Annotated in this window: 21 protein-coding genes; 9 read left to right on the top strand and 12 right to left on the bottom strand. The window is 62.9% G+C overall.

Annotation, left to right across the window (positions count from 1 at the left end):
- Window positions 1-20: 20 nt before the first annotated feature.
- From NXS98_RS10305 to NXS98_RS10290, 4 genes are all read right to left on the bottom strand, one after another.
- Window positions 21-845 carry a helix-turn-helix transcriptional regulator gene (locus NXS98_RS10305; protein WP_283844882.1) on the bottom strand — a complete coding sequence of 275 codons (825 nt, stop codon included), beginning with the start codon at window positions 843-845 and terminating at the stop codon, window positions 21-23.
- Between the two features lie 139 nt (window positions 846-984).
- A complete protein-coding gene (locus NXS98_RS10300; protein ID WP_283844881.1) occupies window positions 985-1779 on the bottom strand; it encodes a thymidylate synthase in 795 nt (264 codons plus the stop codon).
- On the bottom strand, window positions 1776-4379 hold the full coding sequence (locus NXS98_RS10295) for a glycosyltransferase (RefSeq protein ID WP_283844880.1): 2604 nt from the start codon (window positions 4377-4379) through the stop codon (window positions 1776-1778). The genes NXS98_RS10300 and NXS98_RS10295 overlap by 4 nt, the downstream gene beginning before the upstream one ends.
- A gap of 183 nt (window positions 4380-4562) precedes the next feature.
- Window positions 4563-5375, bottom strand: a complete 813-nt coding sequence (locus tag NXS98_RS10290; RefSeq protein ID WP_283844879.1) for an SDR family oxidoreductase — start codon at window positions 5373-5375, stop codon at window positions 4563-4565.
- A gap of 266 nt (window positions 5376-5641) precedes the next feature.
- Between NXS98_RS10290 and NXS98_RS10285 the strand changes: the two genes are divergently transcribed.
- Window positions 5642-7417: a cytochrome b/b6 domain-containing protein gene (locus NXS98_RS10285; RefSeq protein WP_283844877.1), complete on the top strand. Its 1776-nt coding sequence runs from the start codon at window positions 5642-5644 to the stop codon at window positions 7415-7417.
- A gap of 1328 nt (window positions 7418-8745) precedes the next feature.
- Here NXS98_RS10285 and NXS98_RS10280 read toward each other — a convergent pair.
- From NXS98_RS10280 to NXS98_RS10250, 7 genes are all read right to left on the bottom strand, one after another.
- Window positions 8746-9249, bottom strand: a complete 504-nt coding sequence (locus NXS98_RS10280) for a hypothetical protein (RefSeq protein WP_283844876.1) — start codon at window positions 9247-9249, stop codon at window positions 8746-8748.
- A gap of 8 nt (window positions 9250-9257) precedes the next feature.
- Window positions 9258-10160, bottom strand: coding sequence for an RHS repeat-associated core domain-containing protein (locus tag NXS98_RS10275; RefSeq protein WP_283848157.1), 903 nt, complete (start codon window positions 10158-10160; stop codon window positions 9258-9260).
- A 1403-nt stretch (window positions 10161-11563) separates the two neighbouring features.
- Window positions 11564-12601, bottom strand: a complete 1038-nt coding sequence (locus NXS98_RS10270; RefSeq protein ID WP_283844875.1) for a beta-ketoacyl-ACP synthase III — start codon at window positions 12599-12601, stop codon at window positions 11564-11566.
- Between the two features lie 68 nt (window positions 12602-12669).
- Window positions 12670-12858, bottom strand: coding sequence for a 50S ribosomal protein L32 (gene rpmF / locus NXS98_RS10265; RefSeq protein ID WP_283844874.1), 189 nt, complete (start codon window positions 12856-12858; stop codon window positions 12670-12672).
- A gap of 25 nt (window positions 12859-12883) precedes the next feature.
- The gene (locus NXS98_RS10260) at window positions 12884-13366 is read right to left on the bottom strand and encodes a YceD family protein (RefSeq protein ID WP_283844873.1); all 483 of its coding nucleotides are present in this window, start codon (window positions 13364-13366) and stop codon (window positions 12884-12886) included.
- Between the two features lie 21 nt (window positions 13367-13387).
- The gene (gene coaD, locus NXS98_RS10255) at window positions 13388-13885 is read right to left on the bottom strand and encodes a pantetheine-phosphate adenylyltransferase (protein WP_283844872.1); all 498 of its coding nucleotides are present in this window, start codon (window positions 13883-13885) and stop codon (window positions 13388-13390) included.
- 50 nt (window positions 13886-13935) lie between these two features.
- Window positions 13936-14274 (bottom strand): P-II family nitrogen regulator, encoded by a 339-nt coding sequence (locus NXS98_RS10250; RefSeq protein ID WP_283844871.1) that lies wholly within the window; start codon window positions 14272-14274, stop codon window positions 13936-13938.
- A 163-nt stretch (window positions 14275-14437) separates the two neighbouring features.
- On the opposite strand from NXS98_RS10250, the gene NXS98_RS10245 reads away from it, so the two are divergent.
- The 8 genes from NXS98_RS10245 (at window position 14438) to NXS98_RS10210 (ending at window position 22601) form a co-directional block, all read left to right on the top strand.
- Window positions 14438-15427, top strand: a complete 990-nt coding sequence (locus tag NXS98_RS10245) for an AAA family ATPase (RefSeq protein WP_283844870.1) — start codon at window positions 14438-14440, stop codon at window positions 15425-15427.
- 22 nt (window positions 15428-15449) lie between these two features.
- Window positions 15450-16373 (top strand): DUF58 domain-containing protein, encoded by a 924-nt coding sequence (locus tag NXS98_RS10240; protein WP_283844869.1) that lies wholly within the window; start codon window positions 15450-15452, stop codon window positions 16371-16373.
- 6 nt (window positions 16374-16379) lie between these two features.
- Complete coding sequence (locus NXS98_RS10235) at window positions 16380-16997, top strand: hypothetical protein (protein WP_283844867.1); 618 nt, start codon at window positions 16380-16382, stop codon at window positions 16995-16997.
- Window positions 16994-17992 (top strand): VWA domain-containing protein, encoded by a 999-nt coding sequence (locus NXS98_RS10230; protein ID WP_283844866.1) that lies wholly within the window; start codon window positions 16994-16996, stop codon window positions 17990-17992. The genes NXS98_RS10235 and NXS98_RS10230 overlap by 4 nt, the downstream gene beginning before the upstream one ends.
- A complete protein-coding gene (locus NXS98_RS10225) occupies window positions 17989-19908 on the top strand; it encodes a VWA domain-containing protein (protein ID WP_283844865.1) in 1920 nt (639 codons plus the stop codon). Before NXS98_RS10230 ends, NXS98_RS10225 begins: the two co-directional genes overlap by 4 nt.
- Before the next feature lie 348 nt (window positions 19909-20256).
- Entirely contained in the window at window positions 20257-21207 is a 951-nt protein-coding gene (locus NXS98_RS10220; RefSeq protein ID WP_283844864.1) for a uracil-DNA glycosylase, read from the top strand.
- Window positions 21208-21215: 8 nt separating this feature from the next.
- Window positions 21216-21887: an endonuclease III gene (nth, locus tag NXS98_RS10215; RefSeq protein WP_283844863.1), complete on the top strand. Its 672-nt coding sequence runs from the start codon at window positions 21216-21218 to the stop codon at window positions 21885-21887.
- 18 nt (window positions 21888-21905) lie between these two features.
- Window positions 21906-22601, top strand: coding sequence for a lipoate--protein ligase family protein (locus tag NXS98_RS10210; RefSeq protein WP_283844862.1), 696 nt, complete (start codon window positions 21906-21908; stop codon window positions 22599-22601).
- 48 nt (window positions 22602-22649) lie between these two features.
- Here NXS98_RS10210 and NXS98_RS10205 read toward each other — a convergent pair whose 3' ends face one another.
- Window positions 22650-23951 (bottom strand): glycosyltransferase family 4 protein, encoded by a 1302-nt coding sequence (locus NXS98_RS10205; RefSeq protein ID WP_283844861.1) that lies wholly within the window; start codon window positions 23949-23951, stop codon window positions 22650-22652.
- Window positions 23952-23983: the final 32 nt, after the last annotated feature.

The raw sequence follows: 23983 nt of genomic DNA, 5'->3' as shown, positions 1-23983 counted from the left end.
CCAAAGCAGGCGGCCCCCGCCTATAACGCTCCTTCAGTTTGGCGGTGCAGCTCGCGCCAGCGGCGCGGCGTTTCGCCAAAGTGCTTTTTGAACACGGCGTTAAAGAGTCCCAGATGCCGGAAGCCGGTGGCCACCGCCACGCCCGCCACTGTGGTGTGGCTGAGCAGGAGCAGCTCGCGGGCTTTGCGGAGGCGCAATTCGGTAAGTTTTTCCCGCACCGAGCAGCCAAAGTGCGCATGAAAAAGCCGCGCAAAGTGGCGGGGGCTGCAGCCGCAGCGAGCAGCCAGCTCGCGGGGCGTATAACGCAGCAGCTCAGGTTCAGAGAGGCTGGCCATTAACTCGTGGAAACGCTTTTCGGCCTGGCCGTTGGCGGTATAGGCCGGGAGCTGCCCCAGATGTTGTTGCAACGTGGCGGCAAACAGATGCAGCAGCCGGCAGCGCTGCACCAACGGGGTAATCTCGGACGTGGCCTCGCAAATCCGCGCAAACTCCACCGCCAGCCCGTGGCGGGACGGCAGGTGAAGGGGCAGGCCGGAGGTACGGCTTTGGAGGGATTGCAGCAAATGCCGCTCGGCAAGGGTGAGGAAACCGCCCAGAAGGTCCGGGTTGACCGTGTAATAAACCACGGTGGCCTCGGAAATCTGGCTGGCCCGCAACACGCCTTGCAACTGGTTGCTGGCCACCAGCACATCCCCCGGCGCCAGCTCCATTGGGGCCGCGGGCGAAATCCAGTAGGCCAACCCTTGTTCCAGGCGCAACACCACCCACGGCGCAGGGGGGAAATTCCACTCGCCGGCTGGGACTACCAGAATCTGGTGAAGCAGTAAATGCCCTTTGGCCGCCATCGCCGTCCCACTATGGGCACGGGATTTGGCAGGCAGGTTACAAAACCGTGACTTTCTGTGAACATTTGGCTGCGGTAAAACGCGCCGGGGGTACCAAAAAATGAATGAGCTGCCCCTTCCGGCAGCATCAGGGCTGGGACTACACCGCGATGGGCGCCTTGATCGGCGGATGCGGATCGTAACCTTCCAGCACAAAATCCTCGTACTTGAAGTCGTGGATGTTTTTCACCTCCGGATTGAGCCGCATCCGGGGCAGGGGGCGCGGCTCGCGGGTCAATTGCAACCGGGCCTGTTCCAGGTGGTTGGCATAGAGATGAAGGTCGCCAAAGGTATGAATAAACTCGCCCGGTTTCAGGCCAGTTACCTGAGCCACCATCATCGTCAGCAGCGCGTAGGAGGCGATATTGAACGGCACGCCCAGAAACAGGTCGGCGCTGCGCTGGTACATCTGGCAGCTCAACTCGCCGTCCATCACGAAAAATTGAAACAGCGCGTGACAGGGGGGCAGCGCCATTTGGTCCAGCTCCCCCGGATTCCAGGCCGACACGATGAGACGGCGGCTGTTGGGACGGGTGCGGATTTCCTCAATCACCTCATTAATCTGGTTGACGGAGGTGCCGTCGGGACGGCGCCAGTCGCACCATTGCGCGCCGTAAATCCGCCCCAGGCTCCCGTCCGGCCCGGCCCATTCGTCCCAGATGGTGACGCCGCGCTCCTGCAGCCACCGCACATTGGTGTCGCCCCGCAAAAACCAGAGCAGCTCGTAGATGATGGATTTGACGTGGAGCTTCTTGGTGGTGAGCAGGGGGAATCCTTCCCGCAAATCAAACCGCGCCTGCGCGCCAAACACCGCATAAGTGCCCACACCCGTGCGGTCCGGGCGAAACTTGCCTTTTTCCAAAACCAGGCGCAACAAATCAAGGTATTGCTTCATGGAGCCGGAGAGGTGGCGGTGGGCGCCTTGGGCGGCACGGCTTGGGCAGGCGGCTGCCACGGCTGGCCGGTGGACGCTTTCAATTTAATCATGCCCAGTTGCCGCGCCACATCGTCCAAAAAGGCGTGCACCAGACATTGCAAGTTGCGTTGCTCTTGCGCAAAAAACCAGCCCAGCGCCGGCAGGGTGAGCAGCAAGAGCCATATCCAAGGGAAATACGGGCTGGAAAAACCAATGACCAGCATTTCAAATGCCGCCGCAGCCCCAAACGCCACGCGCGCGGGCAGAGACCACAGGCTGTGCAGCCGGCAGCGGAAAAGCTGGCGCCCGCCGGGAAACAGCTCGGCCACCGTGGTAAGCTGAACGCGGCTCCACCGGCTGCCGTAGATTTCCACGTCGTATTCGCTCCAGCCGTTGTCTGGCTTGTGCTGCCACCCCTCCTTTTCCAGGCGGCGCAGAATTTCCCGCAAAAACTCCACCCGGTCCACCCAGTGCTCGGCCCAGTAGGCGGCTTGCTCCAGCGGCTCGCCGCTGTCGCGCAGGGCCATGGAATCCAGTTTTTCCAGGGCGTTGACCGGGGTGGGCCGGTAGGTCAGGCGCTGGCGGTAGCGCGCCCAGCCGCGGACGATGGGCTGGAGCAAATACAACAATGCCACCAGCGGCCGGGACCACCAGACCTGGCGTTGCGGCGGAAGCTCCGCCTGCCAGGCGGCGGCGATGCAAATCCCCAGCGTGGCCAGCAGCGAGGTGGCCGCCACCGGCAGCAGAAAATGGAACGGCACGGACAAAATCAACAGTGGCAGCGTCACCACCACATGGTATTCAAAACTCGTCAGCAGCATCAGGGTGAAGGCCGGCCGCGGCGTGTAGAGGGTTTGAAACTGGCCCGTGCCAAAGATGCCGTGATAGACAATCTCGCGCTTGGCCAGCACGCCCAGCTTGGCGCTGGTATAGATGCGGCCGGCCCAAAGGCTCCCGCCCAGCGCGTTGAAATATTCCGGGTGTTTGCGGATGAGCAGCGCCTCGGCCTCTCCGTAACCCTGCTGTTGCCGCAGGTAGGCCTCCACTGTGGAGCGCCGGTAATGCCAGACAAAGCCGGCGGGACTGAATCCAATCAGCAATCCCTGCTGCTGCAAACGCCAGCAGATGTCCACATCGTCGCCGGCCTTGCGGAAGACCGGGTCAAACCACCCCACCGCGTCCAGCGCCCACTTCCAGAAGGCCATGTTGCAGCCGGGGATGTGCTCGGCAATGCGGTCGGTGAGCATCACATGCGCCGGCCCGCCCGGCGATGCCATTACCGCCGCGGCCACCAGCGAATCTTCCGGCGGCAGGAAGTTATGCCCGCCCATGCCGGCAAACTGCCCCCGCAACATATCGCCCACCAGGTAGTAAAGCCAGTCTTCATCGGCCCGGCAGTCGGAATCGGTAAAGGCCACAATGTCCCCCCGGGCCGCGGCGATGCCCGTATTGCGCGCCGCGCTCAATCCCTGATTGGACTGCCGGATGTAGATTACCGAAGGGTATTGCGCCGCCAGGTGCGGCGTGGTGTCCGTGGAGCCGTCGTCCACCAGAATCACCTCATAGTCGGGGTAGTTCAGGTTCTGCAGCGAGTCCAGGCAGGCCTTGAGGGTGCGCGCCCCGTTGTAACTGGCCACCACCACCGACACCCTGGGCGTTTGCGGCAACGGAAAATAAGGCGCCTGCTGGAAGGCCGCCTGCACGGCGGCATACGACGGTTTGGGCTGGCGGTCCCGCGTGGTCAGACCCATGGCCCAATCCTCCACCGGCTGCCCCGCCCGCCACCAGTCATCGGTGAAACTGAACACCACCGCCCCGGCCAGACCATTGCGAAAGGCTGTCTCAATCTGCCACGTGAGCATCTCACATTTGCGCTCTTCTCCTTCGCGCAGGGAATCCACCCCAAACTCGCCCAGGACCAGCGGTTTCTGGTCCGCCATCATCTGGAGCCGGGCCAGGTAATTGTCCAGCGCCCGGCGCTGGTGCAGATACACATTGAAGCAGACAAAATCAATGTTGCGCGGCCGCAGGTACTCCGTGGGCGGGAAGTTGGTGAAGGTGCACAGACAGCCGGGGTCCGCGGCTTTGGCCACCTCCACCAGCTCCTCCAAAAACTCCGCCACCCGCCGCTGGCCCTGCCAGCGCACAATATCCGTGGGGATTTCATTGGCCACACTGTAGGCCAGTATGGCCGGATGCCCCGCCAGCCCGGCCACGGCCTGCTGCACGGCGTCGCGCGCCTCTTGCAGGCGCTGGGGAGAATCCAGAAAACAAACATGATGACTCCACGGGATGTCCACCAACAGGCGCAACCCAAATTCCTGCGCCAAATCCGCCAGCCAGCGCGGGGGCGGATGATAAACGCGGAGGGTGTTGGCCCCCAGGGCGCGAATCAACTCGAAATCCCGCGCCGCCTGGACCTGGCCGGGGAAATGGCTGCCATCAGGCCCCGGGGCAAACGGCCCATACGTCACGCCCTTGAGGTAAAACTTCTCGGCGCCCGCGCGTAAAAACTTGCCGTCCACCCGAATCCGTGCGCGGGTGATGGCGTTTGCTGCTGTGGTTGTTTCGCCAGCCATGTTATGCGGACCCTGCCGCTGTCATTCCTTGCTGTTGCTGCGCTCAGTGACGCCTTGGGGGGGACACGCTCCGGCAGAGGGGCGGCTTGCGTCCCACCCCTCACCTGCCGCCTCCCGGCCAGGGGACACCCTTGCGCCGTGGGCGATGTTAGAAGCCCGCGGGGGCGTCCGCAAGCCTGCCGGTCAGATGGTCTGCGCCAGAAAACCGCCGTCCACGCGAATATCCGCGCCGGTGACAAACGAGCTGGCCGCCGGGCTGGCCAGAAAGATGGCCGCGCCCACCAGCTCATGCGCCTCCCCAAAACGATTCATCGGCGTATGGCTCCAAATCTGGCGCGTGCGCTCCGTGGGGGTGTTGTCCTCGTTGAACAACAGCCGCCGGTTTTGGTCCGCCGGGAAAAAGCCCGGCGTGATGGTGTTGACGCGCACCCCATAAGGCGCCCATTCCCGCGCCAGAAAACGGGTCAGATTCAGCACCGCCGCCTTGGACGCGGAATAGGAGACCACGCGGGAAAGCGGAATGTGCGCCGACACCGAGGCGATGTTGATGATGCTGCCCTTGCGGCGCGCCACCATGCCCGGCCCGAAAACCTGGCAGGGAAAAAGCGCGCCCGCCACCAGGTTCAAGTCAAAGTTGCGCCGCCAGTTTTCAATGGGAATGTTTTCAAACGGATTGTCCGGCGTGACGGTCACCTTGGGGTCGTTGCCCCCCGCCGCGTTGAGCAGGATGGTGGCCGGCCCCAGCGCGGCCTCGATGGCCTGGCGCGCCTGTTCCAGGCTCTCCTTTTCCATGGCATTGGCGGCAAAGGCCTGGGCCACCCCGCCGTTTTGTTGTATGCGCTGCGCGCAAGCCTGCGCGGCTTCCAGCCGCAAATCCACCACCGCCACCCGGGCCCCGGCCATGGCAAAACCTTCCGCCATGGCGCCGGCAAGCACCCCGCCCGCGCCAATGGCCACGGCCACCTCGCCTTTCAGTGAAAACAAATCCATGCTCATAAAACATCCTGGTTTCAGGGCTTGCGTGCCCTGCCTGGCGCGGGGCCACGCCTGCCTTTGGCGGCCCAGTCTGCCAAACGCCGTCCACATTGCCAGCAGAAATGCAATGCGCCAATGACCTTGGAAACATTACCGGCACTGCCGTTGAGGGCGCCGCGAAGCCCCTGGGAACACCCGGCCCCTTGGCAGCGCCTATTGCGGTAAAAGTTGAATCTTTGCCAAAATCCGGCAAGCCGCCCGCTTTTAACATGGTAAACTGCGCTGCGATGATAGGTAGGAATGCGTGGCGGCCATGGCTGCCAGCGATGGGTGGTTGCCTGCAAGCCGGGATTTTTTGTCTCTTTTTCTGCGTCGCGCTCATCGCCAGCGCCGCCGTGGCCCTGAGGCCCAACAAGGATTGCCTCGATTGCCATGAAGACAAGGAATTGACCAAGACCAATGCCCAGGGCCGCGCCATCTCGCTTTATGTGGATGCGGCGTTGCTCGCCCGCTCGGTCCATCGCACCAACCTCTGCATGTCCTGCCATGCCGACATCACGGAGAAACACCCCGATGATGGCCTCGCCGTAAAACCCGCGCGATGCGAGGCCTGCCACGCGTCGCAGACGGCCAGCTTCGGCGCCAGCGTCCATGGACTCGCCTTGCAGGAGGGCAAACAGGGCGCGCCGGGATGCGCCGACTGCCACGGCCAGCACGACATTCTCCCCCCCACGGTCATTGATTCGCCGCTCCACTGGTCCAAGCTCGGCCAGACCTGCGGCGAATGCCATCCCGAGGCGGCCGCCCAGGTCAAGGACAGCGTGCATGGACGCGCCGTCGCGCGCGGCGTGCGCGAAGCCGCCACCTGCACCGATTGCCACAGCGAGCATCGCATTGAAACCCTCAAGGGCAGCGCCGCGCTGAAAGTTTCCGGCGACGTTTGCGGCAAATGCCACGCCTCGGAGCGCATCAACTCCAAGTTCCGCCTGCCCGCCAACCGGGTGAAAACCTTTTACGAAAGCTATCACGGCCTGGCCGTCCAAAGCGGCTATGCGCGCGCCGCCAACTGTTCCAGTTGCCACGGCTACCATGAAATCCTCCCCAGTACCGACCCCCGCTCCTCCATCCATCCCCGGCATTTGCCGGAAACCTGCGGCAAATGCCATCCCGGCGCCACCGCCAAATTTGTCGAGGGCAAAATCCATGTGGACCTGGACGAACCTTCAGACCTGGCGGCGCGGGTCAATTTCTGGGTCCGGCGCATCTATCTGGCGCTCATCTTCGGGGTGGTGGGCGCCATGCTAATCCACAATGCCCTGGCCTGGTGGCGCAAACTGTTGGCGTTGCGCCAGGCCGCCGGGCCGCTCGTGGAGCGCATGGACCGCCACCAGCGCTGGCAACATGGCCTCCTCCTCGCCAGCTTTGTGGTGCTTGCCGTCAGCGGTTTCGCGCTGAAGTTTCCGGAATCCCGCCTCGCCTGGCTTTTCGGAGCGGATGAGGAAATCCGCCGCTGGGTGCATCGCGTCGCCGGCCTGGTGTTGCTGGGCGTGGGGGGCTGGCATCTGGGCTACATTATCTTCTTCGCCCAGGGCCGCCGGCTGTGGCGGGACCTCCTCTGGCGGGCGGGCGACTTGCGGCAGATGTTGGCCGCCACGCGCCATTGGCTCACGGGGCGCGGCTCGGAGCCGGAGGCCGGACGCTTCAGTTATGTGGAGAAAATTGAGTATTGGGCGGTGATTTGGGGAACGGTCATCATGGGAATTACGGGGTTGGTCATCTGGTTCAAAATGGAAGTGACCCACTGGCTGCCGCGCTGGGTAATTGAAGTCGCCACCACTATCCACTACTACGAGGCCATCCTGGCCTGCCTGGCCATCGTGGTTTGGCATTTTTACCACGTCATCTTCGACCCCGATGTCTATCCCATGAACCTGGCCTGGTGGGACGGCCGCGTCCCCAAACGCTGGCTCGAACAACATCACCCCCAAGACCCGGCCCTGCGGCAAAATCCCGAGGCGGACAAAAAAGACACTCCCAAAAACAACGCTGCCCAGGACCAATAAAACGGGGAGGATGTTAACGGGGAATTCGCCTGGAAGCCGTTAAGCGGCTTCCTCCCGCTGACCATGTGCAGGCCAAGGGGGGCCACAGGGCCAGGGTAGGCTAATCCACGCAACTACAATTCCTCCCTCTCCCCTTGGGACAGCGCCATGGAAAAGGGCGGTCAAAGTCTGTGACCGAACTTGGCGTATTTCCCTCTCCCTCTGGGAGAGGGTCAGGGTGAGGGAACGCTTCTCATCCTTCGTTTCCTTCGTTTCCTTCTGTTCCAAATCCGTGTTCATCCGTGTTCAGCTACTACATCATGGTAGAGAGCCAGGGTGAGGGGCGTAGCGCAGGCGTCCCTCATGTAGCGCGGGCGTCCCGCCTGCGGGTTCACGGAGCCTCCCGGCTCCGTGACTGCTGAATTGCCAACATCAAGCGGGCGCGCCTGGTTACCCCAGTCCGCACGGCAACCTTTCATTTCCCATAGCGCAGGCGTCCCCGTCCCGCAGAGCGGAATAAAGCCTGCGTCCCGCAGACCAAAGGGTGGCCAAGGGACCGCCGACAGAATAATCCGACGCACGGTAACTATTTCCCTCTCCCTCTGGGAGAGGGCCCGGGTAAGGGGGCGTTTTCCCCCTTCGTTCCCTTCGTTTCCTTCTGTTCAAAATCCGTGTCCCTCCGTGTTCCTTTACCCCATCGTGGGAAGGGACTATTGTGAAGGTGTGTAGCGCAGGCGTCGGCCCCATGTAGCGCAGGCGTCCCGCCTGCGGGTTCACGGAGCCTCCCGGCTCCGTGATTTCTGAGTTGCCAAAGTCAAGCGGACGCACAGCGCCTGCGTCTGGTCCCGCAGAGCGGGAGCGTCCCGCCGAAGCCAACTTCACCTGCATCCCCCCACCTCCAGCCCCAACGCCGGACGCATCCGCACTTCCCTCGTGTACGTCTCCGACTGCCCATCAGGGTTTGCCTACACCGCCATAATTATCACTCGCAGCGTCACCGATGCCACCTCCGTCATCAATACAACCATCCGCCCCCGCCTCAACAAGGTGTCCACCAAACCGGAGCAAGACCGCTTGCTTATCACACTGTCGAGGTAGCCGTATTCGCATCGTCATCAACACCGTCTCAACCCCAGTCCACCCTAACCCGACGCCGCAGCCGGGGCGCACGCTGCGGGACTGGACGCCACCCACTCCGCAGCGATCCCGCACAGCGGGACAAGGGTTGTGCCACACGCGCCTGCCTGTGCGTCGCGCCCGCAGACAGGCGGGCGGCCGACCTTCCTCCCGTGCGGCCTGAGCACGGCTAATTTCTTATCACCACTTGTGCGGGACAGCCGGTTGGGTTTTCAATCGCGCTCAATACCTTGGAGCACGCGCGAGGCGTTATCTCGAACCTCCGCATTGCTGTCGTGTGCGAGCGACTGCAGAAACTCCAACGCTTTGCTTTGCCCTATGCGTGCCAATCTCCCAAGCAAGAAAATCGTGTTGTCCAAGTTAACAGCCCGTCGGCCCAATGACTGTTCAATGAAAGAAAGAATTGCGTCGCCGAATCGCGCGAGCGTCGTGGACTCTAGGCGGGTAAGCGCCTCGTAAATCGAAAGCTCGACGTAGGGTGAGGGATTTTTCTGTTCAACTGCTTTTCGAATCACATGGAGTGAGCGAGCGTGTTCTTCCAAACGTCCCGACACCACAGCGCAGCAGGCAGCTAACACACGAATCTCGCCTTCCTTCTCTAACGCGCGCCTGACCGTTGCGCTTTCGTCCACTGTCCAAGGCACGCCCTTCGCAGCTTTGGCTTTGAGTTGCAGAAAGATTTCAGCAACAGGTGCGTCGTCTTTGGTCATCGTCATAAAGGCATTTACGGGAAGGGCTGGGTGATTGTTGAATCACACAACGTTCCTTCGGGGAAATATCTCCGCACTACGCCTTGCTTTGGGCAGGTGTAGATGCAGATTTTCATCGCAGGAACATAGTCTGGGTCGCCTGGATTCCCGATTGCGGGTTGGTTCATCTCCCCCGTCTTGGGACAAATCTCCGGTGGTTTCGGCCTTGGCCTGCAAAGCTCTTTGACGCCTTCTGCGATTTCTCGGCCAGCCTGAGTCATCGCGTCGCGACAACTTGGAATTGCGTAGCAGATCCCAGCACCAATCAAAATACCACCCCCAATGATCACGCCGGCAGGGATTGCGATAGCGACTCGCCCGTCCGAGTCTACGTATCCCATCGGGTTGTTGTGATTGAACGTGTAGAGGTTGCCGAGAGCTTCGTGTTGGAGGATCGCTACTCGCATCGGATGAATGGTTCGGGCAGCATGCCGTAGAACGACTTCGTCTCCGATGGGGTCTCTATTTGGCCATCTTCCAGTGGTGGGGGAGTAGTAGCGGTGGCCGTAGTAAGAGAGGCCGGTTTCCCAGTCAAAGTATTTGGTGGAGAAGAGATGATTGAACGTCTGGGCCAGGGGGCCGGTGGCGCGCAGGAGCTCGCCAAACGGGCAGCATTCGTGTTCTGACGAGCGTTGCTCTGTGGCCGCATTCGACGTGTGGAGGAATAATTTCCCTTCGGCGGGACGCCGAAGGGCACACGCCGGAGGCGTGTGCTCCCCGAGACCAACAACGTGCGCCAACCCCGCTTGCAACCCTCCTGAAATCGAACCCGTCCCCTGCGTCGTCCCCGACAAATTCGCCCCCCACACGTGCGTGCGCACCGCACCCCTTGTCCTATGCACTTCGGGACAACTTTCCACCTCCGACACTGCACACATGCTTATGGCTTCATTCACCTGCATCTTGTGGCTGACCTCGAACCCAATATCCCCCAAATCCCCTATTCCATCAAGCCCTCATTCGCCCCCAAATCGGCTTTTGGCTTGCCTCACCTAGGCCATAGGAGCGGTTTCGTAGCGCAAGGCGTACCCATGTAGCGCAGGCGTCCCGCCTGCGGGTGATGCCTGCGTCCCGCAGGCCAATTCCCACTTTTCGATTCATGCACGCCTGCGTTACGGCGCATGAAAGATTAACGCACGGTTTGTTGTTTCCGAACGGGTCCGCTTGACCTTATCAGTTCTGCAATCACGGAGCCGGGAGGCTCCGTGAACCCGCAGGCGAGACGCCTGCGCTACACACCCTCACCTTAGCCTTTTTCCACGATGGGTTGGAGGGAAAAGGGGTCAGAACGCGTGAAAGTGGAAACAAGAACCACGAACGGACACGAATGGACACAAATTTTGAACAGAAGGAAACGAAGGGAACGAAGAGGGAGAAGAGGCCCCTCAGCCTGGCCCTTTCCCACGGGGAGAGGGGAACTGTTAATGGGCGCTGTGGGATTTTTTTCGCCCGCTTTTGTTGGTTGCAGGACAAGATGAAGATGAGGGAAACGGCAGCCGCTCAAATAAAACTCATTCATCCCTTGCCCCCGGCCTGCAAGACGCAGGCATTATCCCGCCTTGCGGGACGAGGACGCCTGCGCTATGGGAAATGAAAGATTGATGAGCGGACTGGTGCTTTTGGGCGCATACGCTTGACCTTATCAATTCTGCAATCACGGAGCCGGGAGGCTCCGTGAACCCGCAGGCGAGGACGCCTGCGCTACAGACCCTCACCTTGGCTTTCTGCTACGATGGGGTGGAGGGAAAAGGGGGCAGAGCGTGTGAAGGGTGGGGAATCAACCACGAATGGACACGAATGGACACAAATTTTGAACAGAAGGAAACGAAGGGAACGAAGAGGGAGAAGAGGCCCCTCAGCCTGGCCCTTTCCCACGGGGAGAGGGGAACTGTTAATGGGCGTTGTGGGATTTTTTTGCCCGCTTTGGTGGGGTGCAGGCCGAGATGAAGATGAGGGAAACGGCAGCCGCTCAAATAAAACTCATTCATCCTTTGCCCCCCCTGCAAGACGCAGGCATTATCCCGCCTTGCGGGACGAGGACGCCTGCGCTATGGGAAATGAAAGATTGATGAGCGGACTGGTGCTTTTGGGCGCATACGCTTGACCTTGGCAATTCAGCAATCACGGAGCCGGGAGGCTCCGTGAACCCGCAGGCGAGACGCCTGCGCTACAGCCGCCTTCATCTTGCTGCTGCGTGCGGGACGCCTGCGATACGGGGGCCGCAGGTGTTACGCTCGCGTTGGGGGACGTTGGATGGGGGGCCGGCAGCCGCCGGGCAGGCTCACCATTCAATCACGGCGGCGGCCCAGGTGAAGCCGGCGCCGAAAACGACCAGCAGTACCAGGTCACCGCGCTGGATGCGTCCCTGGCGGACGGCTTCGTCCAGGGCGATGGCGACCGAAGCCGCGGAGGTGTTGCCGTATTTATCCAAGTTCATGAACACCTGCTCGGGAGTGGCTCCCAGGCGCTCCGCCACGGCGTCCAGGATGCGTTGGTTGGCCTGATGCGGAATGATGCACTTGATTTGCTTGATGTCCAAGGCGCAGCGCCGCAAGGCCTCCTGACCGGCCTGGACCATGGCGGTGACGGCATTTTTGAAGGTCTCCTTGCCGTCCATTTTCAGGTAATGGAGCCGGCTCTGCACGCTTTCCGGTGTGGCGGGATTGCGGCTGCCGCCGCCGGGCATGCACAGGAGGCTGCCCTTGCTGCCGTCGGCTCCCATGCAGGTGGTAAGCAGTCCGTGGCTGTCGGGGCGGCTTTGGAGGACGGCTGCGCCGGCGCCATCGCCAAAGAGGACGCAGGTGTTGCGGTCCTGCCAGTCGGTGATGGTGGAGAGTTTTTCCGCGCCGATGACCAGCACCGTTTCGTAGGTGCGGGACATGATGAATTGCTGGCCAATCTCCAGCGCGTAAATGAAACCGGAGCAGGCGGCCTCAATATCAAAGGCCGCGGCGCGGGTGGCCCCGATTTTTTGCTGCACCAGGCAGGCCGTGTTGGGAAACGGCATGTCCGGCGTGATGGTGGCCACAATGATTAAATCCACCTGCTGGGGGGTGATGCCGGCATTTTCGAGGGCTTTCTGGGCAGCCGCGGCAGCGAGGTCCGAGGTGTATTGGTCGGGGGCGGCAATGCGCCGCTCGCGGATGCCGGTGCGGGTGATAATCCACTCGTCGCTGGTGTCCACCATGCGGGTCAAATCCGCGTTGGTGAGCACCCGTTCAGGCACGTAGGAGCCTACGCCGATGATGGAGCAGGGGCGGCCGGCGTAATTGTGGCGGGCGCGCGGATTGACAAAGGATTTCGGAGCCGGGGAATTCATGCAATAATCCCGGCATCAGCGCGGAGCCGCGGACCTGCGCCGGAGGCGCCGCCCGATGCCGGCCCGTGTCAGCCCTGGACTTTGACGGTCACGACCTGGCGTCCCCGGTAGAAGCCGCAGGCCGGGCAGACCCGGTGCGGCACATACGGCGCCGAGCATTGCGGACAAACGCTCAATTGCGGGAGCGTCAAGACACTGTTGTAAGCGCGCCGCATGCGCTGGCGGCTGCGCGAGGGTTTGCGTTTCGGTACACCCATATAAGCTTTCTCTGCCTGGCGGCAGTCACGATTTCAATTTCAACTGATCCAGCACGGACCACGGGGAATTGACCCCGCTGGCGGCCTGCTGGCTCGCTTGCATTTGTTGCCACTGCGGCAACCCGCCGCATCCCGGTTCACACAACGGATGTTGCGGAAAGACCAAAAGCATATCTTCGCGCAGGATGGGCGTCAAGTCCACAATGTCTTTTTCCACCGGCACCGCGTCCTCTCCCGTCAGCGGCAGCAGGCGGGACCACTGGGCGAGTTCCAGGGGCAGGACAAATTCCTTCAAGCACCGCACGCAACAGCAGTTCAAGTGCAGCATCAGCCGTCCGTGGGCGTACACGCCCGCCTCCACCTTTTCGAGCTGGATGTCATAGCGCAGGGGCTGGCGCACCTGCAGCATGGCGTCTCCGGTGTCCAGGTCCAGGTCTTCCACCGCCAGCTCGCCCTGGAGGGTGAGGTTGCGGATTTCCAACTGGCTTAAGCTGAATTGGACGGACATAGGCGGTCTCGCTTTCCCGCCCTAGGCGCGGCGGCGGCGCTGGCGCAGTTTGCGCGTCAGGGCGGCTTTCACATGCGCCGGCACAAACGGCCCGACGTCACCGCCGAGGGTGGCGATTTCCTTCACCAGCCGGCTGCTGACAAAGGTGTAAGCTTCCTTGGGCATCATGAAAATGGTTTCCACCCGTGGATTGAGTTTGCGGTTCATGAGGGCCAGTTGAAACTCAAACTCGAAATCGGAAACGGCGCGCAGGCCGCGGATGACTGCGTGGCCGTTTTGTTTTTCCACGTAATCCATCAACAGGCCGGTGAAGGAGTCCACTTCCACGTTGGGCATGGTCATGACCGCGCGGCGGATGAGGGAAACGCGCTCTTCCAAATCAAACAGGGGCCCCTTGCCTTCGCTGGGGGCCACAGCCACAATGACCCGGTCAAAGAGCCGCGCGGCCCGCTGCACAATGTCCAGATGGCCATTGGTCAACGGGTCAAAGCTGCCTGGGTAGATGACGGTACGCCCCATGGGAAAACATGGCCTGGGCCTCGCGCTCCGGGCCGGCCGGGGAGGACGGCTCAGACCGCCTTGTCCCCGCTTTCCTCGGTGCGGATGCGCACGGCGTTTTCAATGGGCAGAATGAACACCTTGCCGTCGCCGATTTTGCCCGTGCGCGCCCCCTTGACGATGGCTTCCACGGCCGGGTTGACCAGCGCGTCCGGCAGGACGATCTCCAGTTTGATTTTGGGCAGAAAATCCACGGTGTACTCGCTGCCGCGATAAATCTCGGTGTGGCCTTTTTGCCGTCCAAACCCTTTGACCTCGCTGACGGTCATCCCCTCGATGCCCAGGGCGGTCAAGGCTTCCTTGACCTCTTCGAGTTTGAACGGCTTGATAATGGCTTCAATTTTTTTCATCCATGCCTGCCTTTCCGGAGCCGGCGTTTAACCCGGCCCAGTCCATCTTAGCAATCCCCGCCCGGGTGGCAAACCGGAAATTTTGCCCGCGCGCGCCCGGGCGCAAAAAATGAACATTATTGCCCCCGGATTGTCTATCGGGCAGGATGATGGGCATCAGGACATGAGCACAGCATTAACGGCGATTAATCAGGAAGTGGCGCGGGCCTCGGCCTTTGTGCGCCCGCTGCTGGATGAAATGGGCAAGGTCATCGTGGGCCAGTCCTACCTCGTGGAGCGGCTCATCATCGGGCTCCTGGCCAACGGCCATGTGCTGCTCGAAGGCGTGCCGGGCCTGGCCAAAACGCTGTCGGTGAAAACCCTGGCCGCGTGTTTGAATGTCAAGTTTGCCCGGCTTCAATTCACCCCCGACATGCTCCCGGCGGACGTCATCGGCACACAAATCTACAATCCCCAAACTGGCAGCTTCTCCACCCGCCGCGGCCCTGTATTTGCCCACCTGGTGCTGGCCGATGAAATCAACCGCGCCCCCGCCAAGGTGCAAAGCGCCCTGCTCGAAGCGATGCAGGAAAAGCAGGTGACCATTGGCGAGCAGACCTTCCGCCTGGAAGAACCGTTCCTGGTGCTCGCCACGCAAAACCCCATTGAGCAGGAGGGCACCTATCCGCTGCCCGAGGCGCAGGTGGACCGCTTCATGCTGAAGTTGAAAATCGGCTACCCCTCCCGCGCAGAGGAGCGCCAGATTCTGGACTTGATGGCGCGCACCAGCGGGCTGCCCGCCGCCCGCCCGGTGGTCACGCCCCAGCAAATCCTGGCCGCCCGCGAGGTGCTCAATGACATCTACGTGGATGAAAAGGTGAAGGACTACATTGTGGACCTGGTCTGCGCCACCCGCGACCCGGCCGCCTACAAAATCCAGTTGCAGGGCATGATTCAACTGGGCGCCTCCCCCCGCGCCACCATTGCCCTGACCCTTGGGGCCAAGGCCCACGCCTTCCTCAAGGGCCGCGGCTACGTCACTCCGCAGGACGTCAAATCCATCGGCATGGATGTGCTGCGGCATCGGGTGACCGTGACCTACGAGGCCGAGGCCGAGGACAAAACCAGCGAAACCATCATTCAGAAGATTTTTGACGAGCTGCCTGTGCCTTGAGGCAGGGCGGCCAGGGGCCCTTATGATTCCCCCGGAAATCCTCAAAAAAATCCGGCAGATTGAAATCCGCACCAACCGGCTCGTCACCGAGACGCTTGGGGGGCAGTACCACAGCGTCTTCAAAGGGCAGGGGATGAACTTCGACGAAGTGCGGGAATACCAGCCGGGGGATGAAGTGCGCGCCATTGACTGGAATGTCACCGCGCGCATGAATCATCCCTTCATCAAAAAATTCGTCGAGGAGCGCGAGTTGACGGTGATGCTGCTGGTGGATGCCAGCGGCAGCGGTCGCTTTGGCTCCGCCGGCCCGTCCAAGCGCGAGCTGGCCGCGGAAATCGCCAGCGTGCTGGCCTTCTCCGCCATTCGCAACAATGACAAAGTCGGACTGGCCCTGTTCACCCGGCACGTGGAGAAGTTCATCCCCCCGCGCAAGGGCCGCCGCCATGTCTTGCGGGTAATCCGCGAAATTTTGTTTCACGCCCCGCAATCGCCCCAAACCGACCTCGCCGAGGCGCTGGATTTTCTCAACCGCGTCATCACCCGCCGGGCCATCGTGGTGGTGCTGTCGGATTTTCTGGAGAACGCCCCGCGCTGGCAGCGGCGGCCCGCGTCGCCAACCCGCCCATGGCTGACGGCCCTGCGCCAGGCCCGCCGGCGGCATGATGTGGTGTGTGTGCAGATCACCGATCCCCATGAATTGGCGCTGCCCGACGTGGGCCGCGTGGTGTTGCAGGATGCCGAAACCGGCGAACAAGCGGTGGTGGACACCGGCGACGAGCAATGGCGGGCGGTGTGGCAGCAACAACGCCGCCAGCAACAGGCGCAGTTGGAGCAATCCTTCCGCCTGGCCCGCACCGATGCCCTGCAGGTGCGCACCGACCAACCCTACGAGGCCGCGCTGGGGCGGTTCTTTGCCACCCGCGAAAAACGGCGCTTGCGCGGCTGATGCCCTATGGCTGCTGGTCTGCCCATCCCTCAGCCCCCCACGCCGCCGGCGCTGACCAACGCCGCGGAGGAGCTGCGCCCGCTCAAGCCGCCGGTGGACATCCCCTCCGGCTGGGGATGGCTCTGGTGGGTGGCGGCCGCCGTGGCCCTGGCTGCTGCGGCCTGGTGGGCATGGCGCTGGTGGCAGCGCCGCCGCCTGACCGCCCCCGCAGACACGCCACCCCCGCTGCCCGCGCATGTCGAGGCCCGCCGCCGCCTGGAGGCCGCCTGGCAACTGCTGGGCGACCCGGAAAAATTCACCGTGGCGGTGTCCGCCGCTCTGCGCTGGTATCTGGAACGGCGCTTCCACCTCCCCGCGCCGGAACGGACGACGGAGGAATTTTTGCAGGACTTGCAACGCACGCTTGTCCTGCAGCCGCGGCACAAAGAATTGCTGGCCGATTTTTTGACCGAATGCGACCTCATCAAATTCGCCCGCTTTGAGCCGACCGAGGAAGCCCTGCGGCGGCTGCATGCCGCAGCCTTGCGTCTGGTGGATGAAACATCGCTGGTGGAAATCGCGCCCGCGCCCGCGCCCGCCGCGGCCGCGCCGAACGTCTCCCCTGCTTCCCCGCCCGCTGCATGACCTTTGCACAACCCCATCTGCTGCTGTTGCTCCTGTTGCTGCCGCTGCTGGCGTGGCTGCAGGGACGGATGGGCCGCCGGGCGGCGCTGGTCTATTCCTCGTTGAACCTGCTGCCCACCGGCCTGCGGCCGGCGCGCTCGGCGGTGGGGGCCTGGCTGCCGCATTTGCGGTGGGTCTCGGTGGCGCTGGCGGTGGTGGCGCTGGCCCAGCCACGTTTCACCCACACGGAAACCTCCATCAGCGCCAGCGGCGTGGACATCATGGTGGCCCTGGACCTGTCGGGCAGCATGGAGGCCATGGACTTCAACCTGCGGGGGCGCGATGTGAACCGCCTGGACATGGCGCGGGAGGTCCTGCGCGAGTTCATCAAAAAACGCCCCAGCGATCGCATCGGGATTGTCGCTTTCGCCGGGCGCCCCTACCTGGCGGCGCCGCTCACCCTCGACCATGATTTTTTGCTGCAAAACCTGGAGCGGCTCAAGCTGGGCGCCGTGCGCGAATACAATTCCACCGCCATTGGCTCGGCGCTGGCCACCGCTGTGAACCGCCTCGAGCACGTGCCCGCCAAGAGCCGCATCGTCATCCTGATGACCGACGGCCAGAACAACGCCGGCAAAGTCCCGCCCCTGGCGGCGGCGGAGGCGGCCAAGGCCCTGGGCATCAAGGTTTACACCATCGGCATTGGCCGCCAGGGCCAGTCCTATGTGCTGCGCCAGTTCATGGGCCGGCTCATTCGCGAGCCGGTGCTGGTGGACATTGATGAAGATACCCTGAAGCAAATCGCTGACCTGACCGGCGGCAAGTATTACCGCGCTGACAATACCGAGCGCTTCCGCCAGATTTACGAGGAAATTGACCGGCTCGAAAAAACCGAGGTGGTCGTCAAGAAATACTCGCATCATACCGAGCTGGCCCACTGGCTCATCCTGGGCGCGGTGAGCCTGCTGCTGCTCGAGGTGGTGTTGATGCAAACCTGGCTCCGGCAGTTGCCATGAGATTCGCTGAACCTCAATTGCTCTGGCTGTTGCTGCTGCTGCCGGCAGTGGCCTGGCTGGGCTGGCACATGGGCCGCCGCCAGCGCGCCCTGCTGGAGCGGTTCATTCATGCGCGTTTGCTCGACAGCTTGACCGAAGGTCTGTCCCCCGCCCGCCGCCGCTGGCGTCAGGCCCTGCTGGTGGCGGCCCTTGGCCTCCTCATCCTCGCCGCCGCCCGCCCCCAATGGGGCTATCATTGGGAGGAAGTCAAACGCCGGGGCGTGGACATCCTCATTGCGGTGGATACCTCCCGCAGCATGCTGGCCGAGGACATCAAACCCAACCGCCTCGAACGCGCCCGCCTGGCAGCGCTGGACCTGGCGCAAACCGCCCGTAGTGACCGCGTGGGCTTGATTGCCTTTGCCGGCACAGCCTTCCTCCAATGCCCGCTGACCATGGACACCGAGGCCTTCCGCCAGAGCGTGATGATTCTGGACACGGAAATCATCCCCCAGGGCGGCACGGCGATTGCCGAGGCGATTGAAGTCGCGCAGGCCGCCTTCACCAATGCCGGGGAAAGCCACAAAGTGCTGGTGCTCTTTTCCGACGGCGAAGACCATGAAGCCGGCGTGTTGGAAGCCGCCAAAGCCGCGGCCGAGGCGGGCATCAAGATATTCACCGTGGGGGTGGGCACCCCGGAAGGCGAGGAACTGCACCTGCCCGAACCGGGCGGCCGCCGGGAAACGGCGCGTGATGCGGCCGGCGCGCCCATCCGCACCCGTTTGGATGAACGCCTCCTGCACGAGATAGCCCGGACGGGTGGCGGTTTTTACCTGCGGCTGGCCGGGGCGGGCACCATGGCATTGCTTTACGAGAAAGGCATCGCCCCGCTGCCCAAAGCCGAACAGGCCGCCCGCATGGTGCGGGTCTATCACGAACGCTACCACTGGCCCCTGGGACTTGCCATTTTGTTGCTCATCACCGAAATTCTGCTGGGAGACCGGCCCATGCGTGAACGCTGGACAAGGCGCCGCTCCTGGAGTGCGGCGATGTGGCTGGCTGGCCTGGCTTTGGGCTGGACCGCCGGCCCCGCCCCCGCGGTGTCCCCCGCCGACGCCCGTCGCGAACTGGACCGCGGTTACCACAAAGCCGCCAAAAAAGCCTACGAGGAGCTGCTGCAAAAACGGCCCGAAGACAACCGCCTCCGCTACAACCTCGGCGTGGCCGCTTTTCGCGACCGGGATTATGACCGGGCCGCCCGCGAATTTGAGGCGGCCACCCTTTCGCCCGACAACCTCGATTTGCAGCAACGCGCCTTTTACAACGCGGCCAGTGCGCGTTATCACGTGGGGGAGGCCGAGGCGGAGCCGGCCAAGAAAAAGGCCGCCTGGCAAGCCGCCACCAACCACCTGGCCAACGCCCTCCGCCTGAATCCCCAGGACACCGACGCCCAGCACAACCTGGAAGTCATCCGGCGCAAATTGGAGGAGCTGGAGCGGCAGCAACAACAACAGCAGCAGCAACAGCAGCAACAACCCCAAAACAATTCCGAGGACTCCTCGGCGCAGGACCAGCAGTCGCAGCCGGACCAGTCTGCGGCCAACAACGAACAACAAAACGGGCAGGACGCCCGCCAGCCGGAGCAGGATCAATCGCAGCCGCCGCCCCAGCAACAATCCTCCCCGGACAACAAACAGCAACAGCAGGGAAATAATTCCCAGGAAGGCGCGCAAAAATCCCCCACCCCACCCGAGCAGCCTCCCGCTGGCCAAAACCCGGCTGATGCTTCTCGCGCCGTGCAGGCTCACGGACTTACTCCCGAACAAGCCCGCCAACTGTTGGAAGCGGCCAAGGTGGAAGAAAAGGTCTTGCCCTACATCCCTCCCGAAAGTGCCGATTCACGCAAACGCCCCAACCGCCCCATCAAAAATTGGTAGGCTTGCCTGCGGGGACACCTCCCACGGCGTCCCGAAAGTGCCTCCGTGCAGGCCGTCATTAAATCTCGCCCACCACGCCCCGGCTGGCGTCGAAATGGCTTTTAGGAATGGATGATGGAGGTTTGCCTGGTTGTTAACCTTGCGTTCCTTTTCCATGCCCCTCACCCCGACCCTCTCCCCTCGGGAGAGGGTGCCCGCAGGGCGGGTGAGGGGGGCAATGTTCCCTTCCTTTCTGCGTGAACGTTTTCCACGTCCTCCGAGAAACCTCGCCGTGCGAGCCGTCAGCGAATCCTGCCTTCCCGTAAATTTTTTCGTGCATGAGCGGGTGCGCCCATTAACATCGGCGCCGTGAACGGCTATCAACAGCTTCTGGAAGCCACCATCGCCCATTTGGAAGACCTGCGCCGGCGCGGGCAATCTTGGGTGCTGGTCAAGCCTGAGACCCTTGCCGCGCTGGCCAAACCCCCGCCCGCCGCGCCGCGCCGTCCAGCGGCGGCCGCTCCGCCTCCACCGCCAACATCACCGGTGCCGCCTTCACCGCCGGCGCGGCACGCGCCAGCGCCTCCGCCTGCGCCTCCGCCGCGCCTGCCTCAGCTTCCCGCGGGCGCGCTGGGTTTCTTGACCGTGGCCCCGGCCGGCCCTTCGGCTGCTTCCACCGCGGACGAGCCTGATACTGGAGACCGCGAGCTGGCGGTGGCGGCCCTGCGCACCCAGGTGCTGGCCTGCGTCAAATGCCCGCACCTGGTCCGGACCCGCCGTAGCGTGGTTTTCGGCGTGGGCAACATTTACGCGGATTTGATGTTTGTGGGGGAGGCGCCAGGCGCCGATGAAGACGCGCAGGGCGAGCCTTTTGTGGGCGCTGCCGGCCAGTTGCTCACCAAAATGATTCAAACCATGGGCTTGCGCCGTCAGGACGTATTCATTGCCAATGTGCTCAAATGCCGGCCGGATACTCCCGGCCAGACCAGCGGCAACCGCAAGCCCACCCCGCAGGAAATGGTCACCTGCCTGCCGTGGCTGCATCAGCAAATTGACCTGATCCGGCCCAAAGTGCTGGTGGCCCTGGGCGCCACGGCTTTGGAGGGCCTCACCCAGCAAAGAGTTTCCATCACCAAGGAGCGCGGCGTCTGGCGGGATTACCGCGGCATTCCGCTCATGCCCACCTATCACCCCGCCTACCTGTTGCGCAACCAATCCCTGGCGGCCAAACGCCAAGTCTGGGAGGATTTGTTGCAGGTCATGGAAAAACTCGGCCTGCCCATCAGCGACAAGCAGCGCCAGTACTTTTTGAAGAAATAGGGTGCCCCATGCCTCGTGCCGCCTTCAGTCCCAAGGAATCGCCCGCCGCGCTGGCCCGCCGCGTCCAGGCCATCTGCGCGGCCTTGCGCGCCACCTATCCCGACGCCCACTGCGAGCTGAATTACTCAAATCCCCTCGAGTTGCTCATCGCCACCATCCTTTCCGCGCAATGTACCGATGTGCGCGTCAACCAGGTGACGGCCACGCTTTTCCAAAAGTACCGCACTGCCGCCGATTATGCGCGCGTCCCGCAGGCGGAGCTGGAAAAAGACATCCAAAGCACCGGCTTTTATCGCAACAAAGCCAGAAACATCCAGGCGGCCTGCCGCGCCCTGGTGGAGCGGCATGGCGGGGAGGTGCCGCGCACCATGGAGGCATTGACCGCCCTGGCCGGCGTGGGCCGCAAGACCGCCAACGTGGTGCTGGGCAATGCCTTCGGCCTCAATGAGGGCATCGTGGTGGATACGCACGTGAGCCGCCTGGCGGCCCGGTTGAAGCTTACGCGCGAAACTGACCCCGAAAAAATCGAACGCGACCTCATGCAGCTTGTGCCGCGTGCGGACTGGACGTTGTTCAGCCACTGGCTCATCTGGCACGGCCGCCGCCGTTGCCGCGCGCGCAAACCGGATTGCGCGCATTGCGAAATTCGCGCCCTCTGTCCCAGCGCGGCTCAAGGGTAAGCCTCCGCCCCTCCTCCCATGTGTGCCACCCCCTCCCTCTGGTATTATCTGCCGTGCGCCCTGCATGAACCCGCCTTCAACATGGCGCTGGACGAAGCCCTCCTGCGCGCTGCGCCGGCGCTGGGGCGGCCGGTGCTGCGCTTTTATGGCTGGAGTGCGCCCGCGGCCACGTTCGGCTTTTTCCAGAAAATGGCCGACCTCGAGCGCGCCACGCCGCTGCGTCCGCTCATCCGCCGCCCCACTGGCGGCGGCCTGGTGCCCCATGATGCCGACTGGACTTACAGCCTGGCGGTGCCGCCGTCAGAGGCCTGGTACCACTTGCGCGCGGCGCAAAGCTATCAGCGCATGCACCAATGGATTCAGGGCGCCCTGCAACGCCTCGGCATCGCCACCGAGCTGGCCCCCCAGCGCCGCGAGGAATTGCCCGGCCAATGCTTCGCTGGCTATGAGCAATTTGATTTGTTGCGCCACGGCCGCAAAATCGCCGGCGCCGCCCAGCGCCGCACGCGGGAAGGGTTGCTCATCCAGGGCTCGTTGCAGCCGCCGCCGCGAGGACTGGCCCGTGGGGACTGGGAAAACGCCATGCTCGCCCATGCCGCGGAACACTGGCAGGTGCGCTGGGAGGAATTGAAACTGCCCCCGGCGTTGCTTGAGGCGGCCCAGCAACTGGCCGCCACCAAATACGGCTGCGCCGCTTACAATGCCCGGCGGTGAGCGGGCCTTGGCTTTCCTTTCCAGGCGGGCTCCACGGGATGCTTCGGCTCAAATGGCTTCGCCAAACAGGTTGGCCAGGCGGGCCACCAGCTTGCGGCGGGCCACGGTGTAAGAAAAATACTTCAGCCCCAACTGATAATTGGTGGCCGCCCAGCTCTCGCGCAGCGCCCGGTTTTCCAGGATTTCGCGCGTTTGCTCCACAATCTCGCGGGTGACCAGATTGGACATTTCGATGGTCTTGAAACCCAGGGGGTCAATGTCACGGGCATAGACCGCGTAGAGGTTGACCACCACGGGCTTGCCGAAATAAATGGCCTCCAGGAAGGCGTTGCCAAAGCCCTCGTAGTAGCTGGGGTAGGTGACCAGGTCCGCGTGCTGGTACACGTCATAGAGCGTGTACACCTTCTGGCCGGCGGCATTGCGGCCCCGCTGTTCTCCCACCCGGTCCGCAATAAACCGCACGTCAATGCCGGCGTCATGGATGCGATCCATGAGCATGGAGAGGTAGGCATTGCCTTCATCGCCGGCGGGATGGGAGATGACCAGCTTGGCGCGGGGATCCTTCAGTCGGCGCACCAAATCCACCGCGTGCTCGATGCCCTTGCGCGCCACCACCCGCGTGGGCTGCAGGATCATCCAGTCTGTCTCCGCCAGCCCGATTTCCCGGCGCAGGTCCGCGTTGTAATCATCCATGGGCGGCGGGGGTTTTTCAAATTCCAGCACATTGGGAATGATGGTGGAGCCTAGCCCGCATCGCCGGGCCAGTTCTTTCTGGGCCATGCTGTTGATGACCACATGCTCGATGCCCGGCAGGGCGCCGGGAAAGGCGGCCCGCAGGTAATCATTCACGGCGCTCACCACAAAACGCTCGCGCTCCCAGGCAAAATCATGGTGATGCGCAATGGTGGGAATGCCCGTCTCCGCAATGACCTCCGCCATGGCCAGCCCCAGCGGGATGTGCATGGGAATGGCCATGATGTTTTCCGGCACCAGCACCTCGAGCTGAAATTTTTCGATGAACCGGTAGATTTCATCCTTCAACTGCTCTTTCAGCGCGTGGATTTTATCGGTCACGCTCCGCGGCCGCCGCGTCACCCCAAACAGGTGCTTTTGCACCTCCAGCACTTCGGGGTGATTGAAAAAGGCCAGCGGCGCCGTGTGGCTGCGCTCGGGCGGCGCATCCAGCAGCCCGGCCATCCAATAACAGGTGTGGCCCATGTCCTCCAGGATGCGCGCCCATTTGCGCGCCTCCAGGGTCACCCCGTCACTGCCGTGAAAGCGGGTGGAAATGAAACCAATGCGCCGGGGGGGCGCCGTGCTCAATACCGTGGTGCCGGTCGGGGGGGACATAAATGACCTGTTGCCGGTAATTCAAGGACGTC

Origin of the sequence: Fontisphaera persica (assembly GCF_024832785.1) — a bacterium.
GTDB classification, from domain to species: Bacteria; Verrucomicrobiota; Verrucomicrobiia; order Limisphaerales; family Fontisphaeraceae; genus Fontisphaera; species Fontisphaera persica.
Note: the sequence above shows the minus strand (reverse complement) of the source record. Positions and strands in the feature narration are given on the sequence as shown.

Bases quoted from the DNA above. Each gene is read 5' to 3' on its own strand.
- NXS98_RS10260 (WP_283844873.1), bottom strand. From the start codon at position 13,366: ATGTCCGTCCAATTCAGCTTAAGCCAGTTGGAAATCCGCAACCTCACC.
- NXS98_RS10205 (WP_283844861.1), bottom strand. From the start codon at position 23,951: ATGTCCCCCCCGACCGGCACCACGGTATTGAGCACGGCGCCCCCCCGG.
- coaD (WP_283844872.1), bottom strand. From the start codon at position 13,885: ATGGGGCGTACCGTCATCTACCCAGGCAGCTTTGACCCGTTGACCAAT.
- NXS98_RS10300 (WP_283844881.1), bottom strand. From the start codon at position 1,779: ATGAAGCAATACCTTGATTTGTTGCGCCTGGTTTTGGAAAAAGGCAAG.
- NXS98_RS10270 (WP_283844875.1), bottom strand. From the start codon at position 12,601: ATGAATTCCCCGGCTCCGAAATCCTTTGTCAATCCGCGCGCCCGCCAC.
- NXS98_RS10285 (WP_283844877.1), top strand. From the start codon at position 5,642: ATGATAGGTAGGAATGCGTGGCGGCCATGGCTGCCAGCGATGGGTGGT.
- NXS98_RS10250 (WP_283844871.1), bottom strand. From the start codon at position 14,274: ATGAAAAAAATTGAAGCCATTATCAAGCCGTTCAAACTCGAAGAGGTC.
- rpmF (WP_283844874.1), bottom strand. From the start codon at position 12,858: ATGGGTGTACCGAAACGCAAACCCTCGCGCAGCCGCCAGCGCATGCGG.
- NXS98_RS10275 (WP_283848157.1), bottom strand. From the start codon at position 10,160: ATGTGTGCAGTGTCGGAGGTGGAAAGTTGTCCCGAAGTGCATAGGACA.
- NXS98_RS10280 (WP_283844876.1), bottom strand. From the start codon at position 9,249: ATGACGATGACCAAAGACGACGCACCTGTTGCTGAAATCTTTCTGCAA.
- nth (WP_283844863.1), top strand. From the start codon at position 21,216: ATGCCTCGTGCCGCCTTCAGTCCCAAGGAATCGCCCGCCGCGCTGGCC.
- NXS98_RS10245 (WP_283844870.1), top strand. From the start codon at position 14,438: ATGAGCACAGCATTAACGGCGATTAATCAGGAAGTGGCGCGGGCCTCG.
- NXS98_RS10230 (WP_283844866.1), top strand. From the start codon at position 16,994: ATGACCTTTGCACAACCCCATCTGCTGCTGTTGCTCCTGTTGCTGCCG.
- NXS98_RS10225 (WP_283844865.1), top strand. From the start codon at position 17,989: ATGAGATTCGCTGAACCTCAATTGCTCTGGCTGTTGCTGCTGCTGCCG.
- NXS98_RS10210 (WP_283844862.1), top strand. From the start codon at position 21,906: ATGTGTGCCACCCCCTCCCTCTGGTATTATCTGCCGTGCGCCCTGCAT.
- NXS98_RS10295 (WP_283844880.1), bottom strand. From the start codon at position 4,379: ATGGCTGGCGAAACAACCACAGCAGCAAACGCCATCACCCGCGCACGG.
- NXS98_RS10240 (WP_283844869.1), top strand. From the start codon at position 15,450: ATGATTCCCCCGGAAATCCTCAAAAAAATCCGGCAGATTGAAATCCGC.
- NXS98_RS10290 (WP_283844879.1), bottom strand. From the start codon at position 5,375: ATGAGCATGGATTTGTTTTCACTGAAAGGCGAGGTGGCCGTGGCCATT.
- NXS98_RS10235 (WP_283844867.1), top strand. From the start codon at position 16,380: ATGGCTGCTGGTCTGCCCATCCCTCAGCCCCCCACGCCGCCGGCGCTG.
- NXS98_RS10305 (WP_283844882.1), bottom strand. From the start codon at position 845: ATGGCGGCCAAAGGGCATTTACTGCTTCACCAGATTCTGGTAGTCCCA.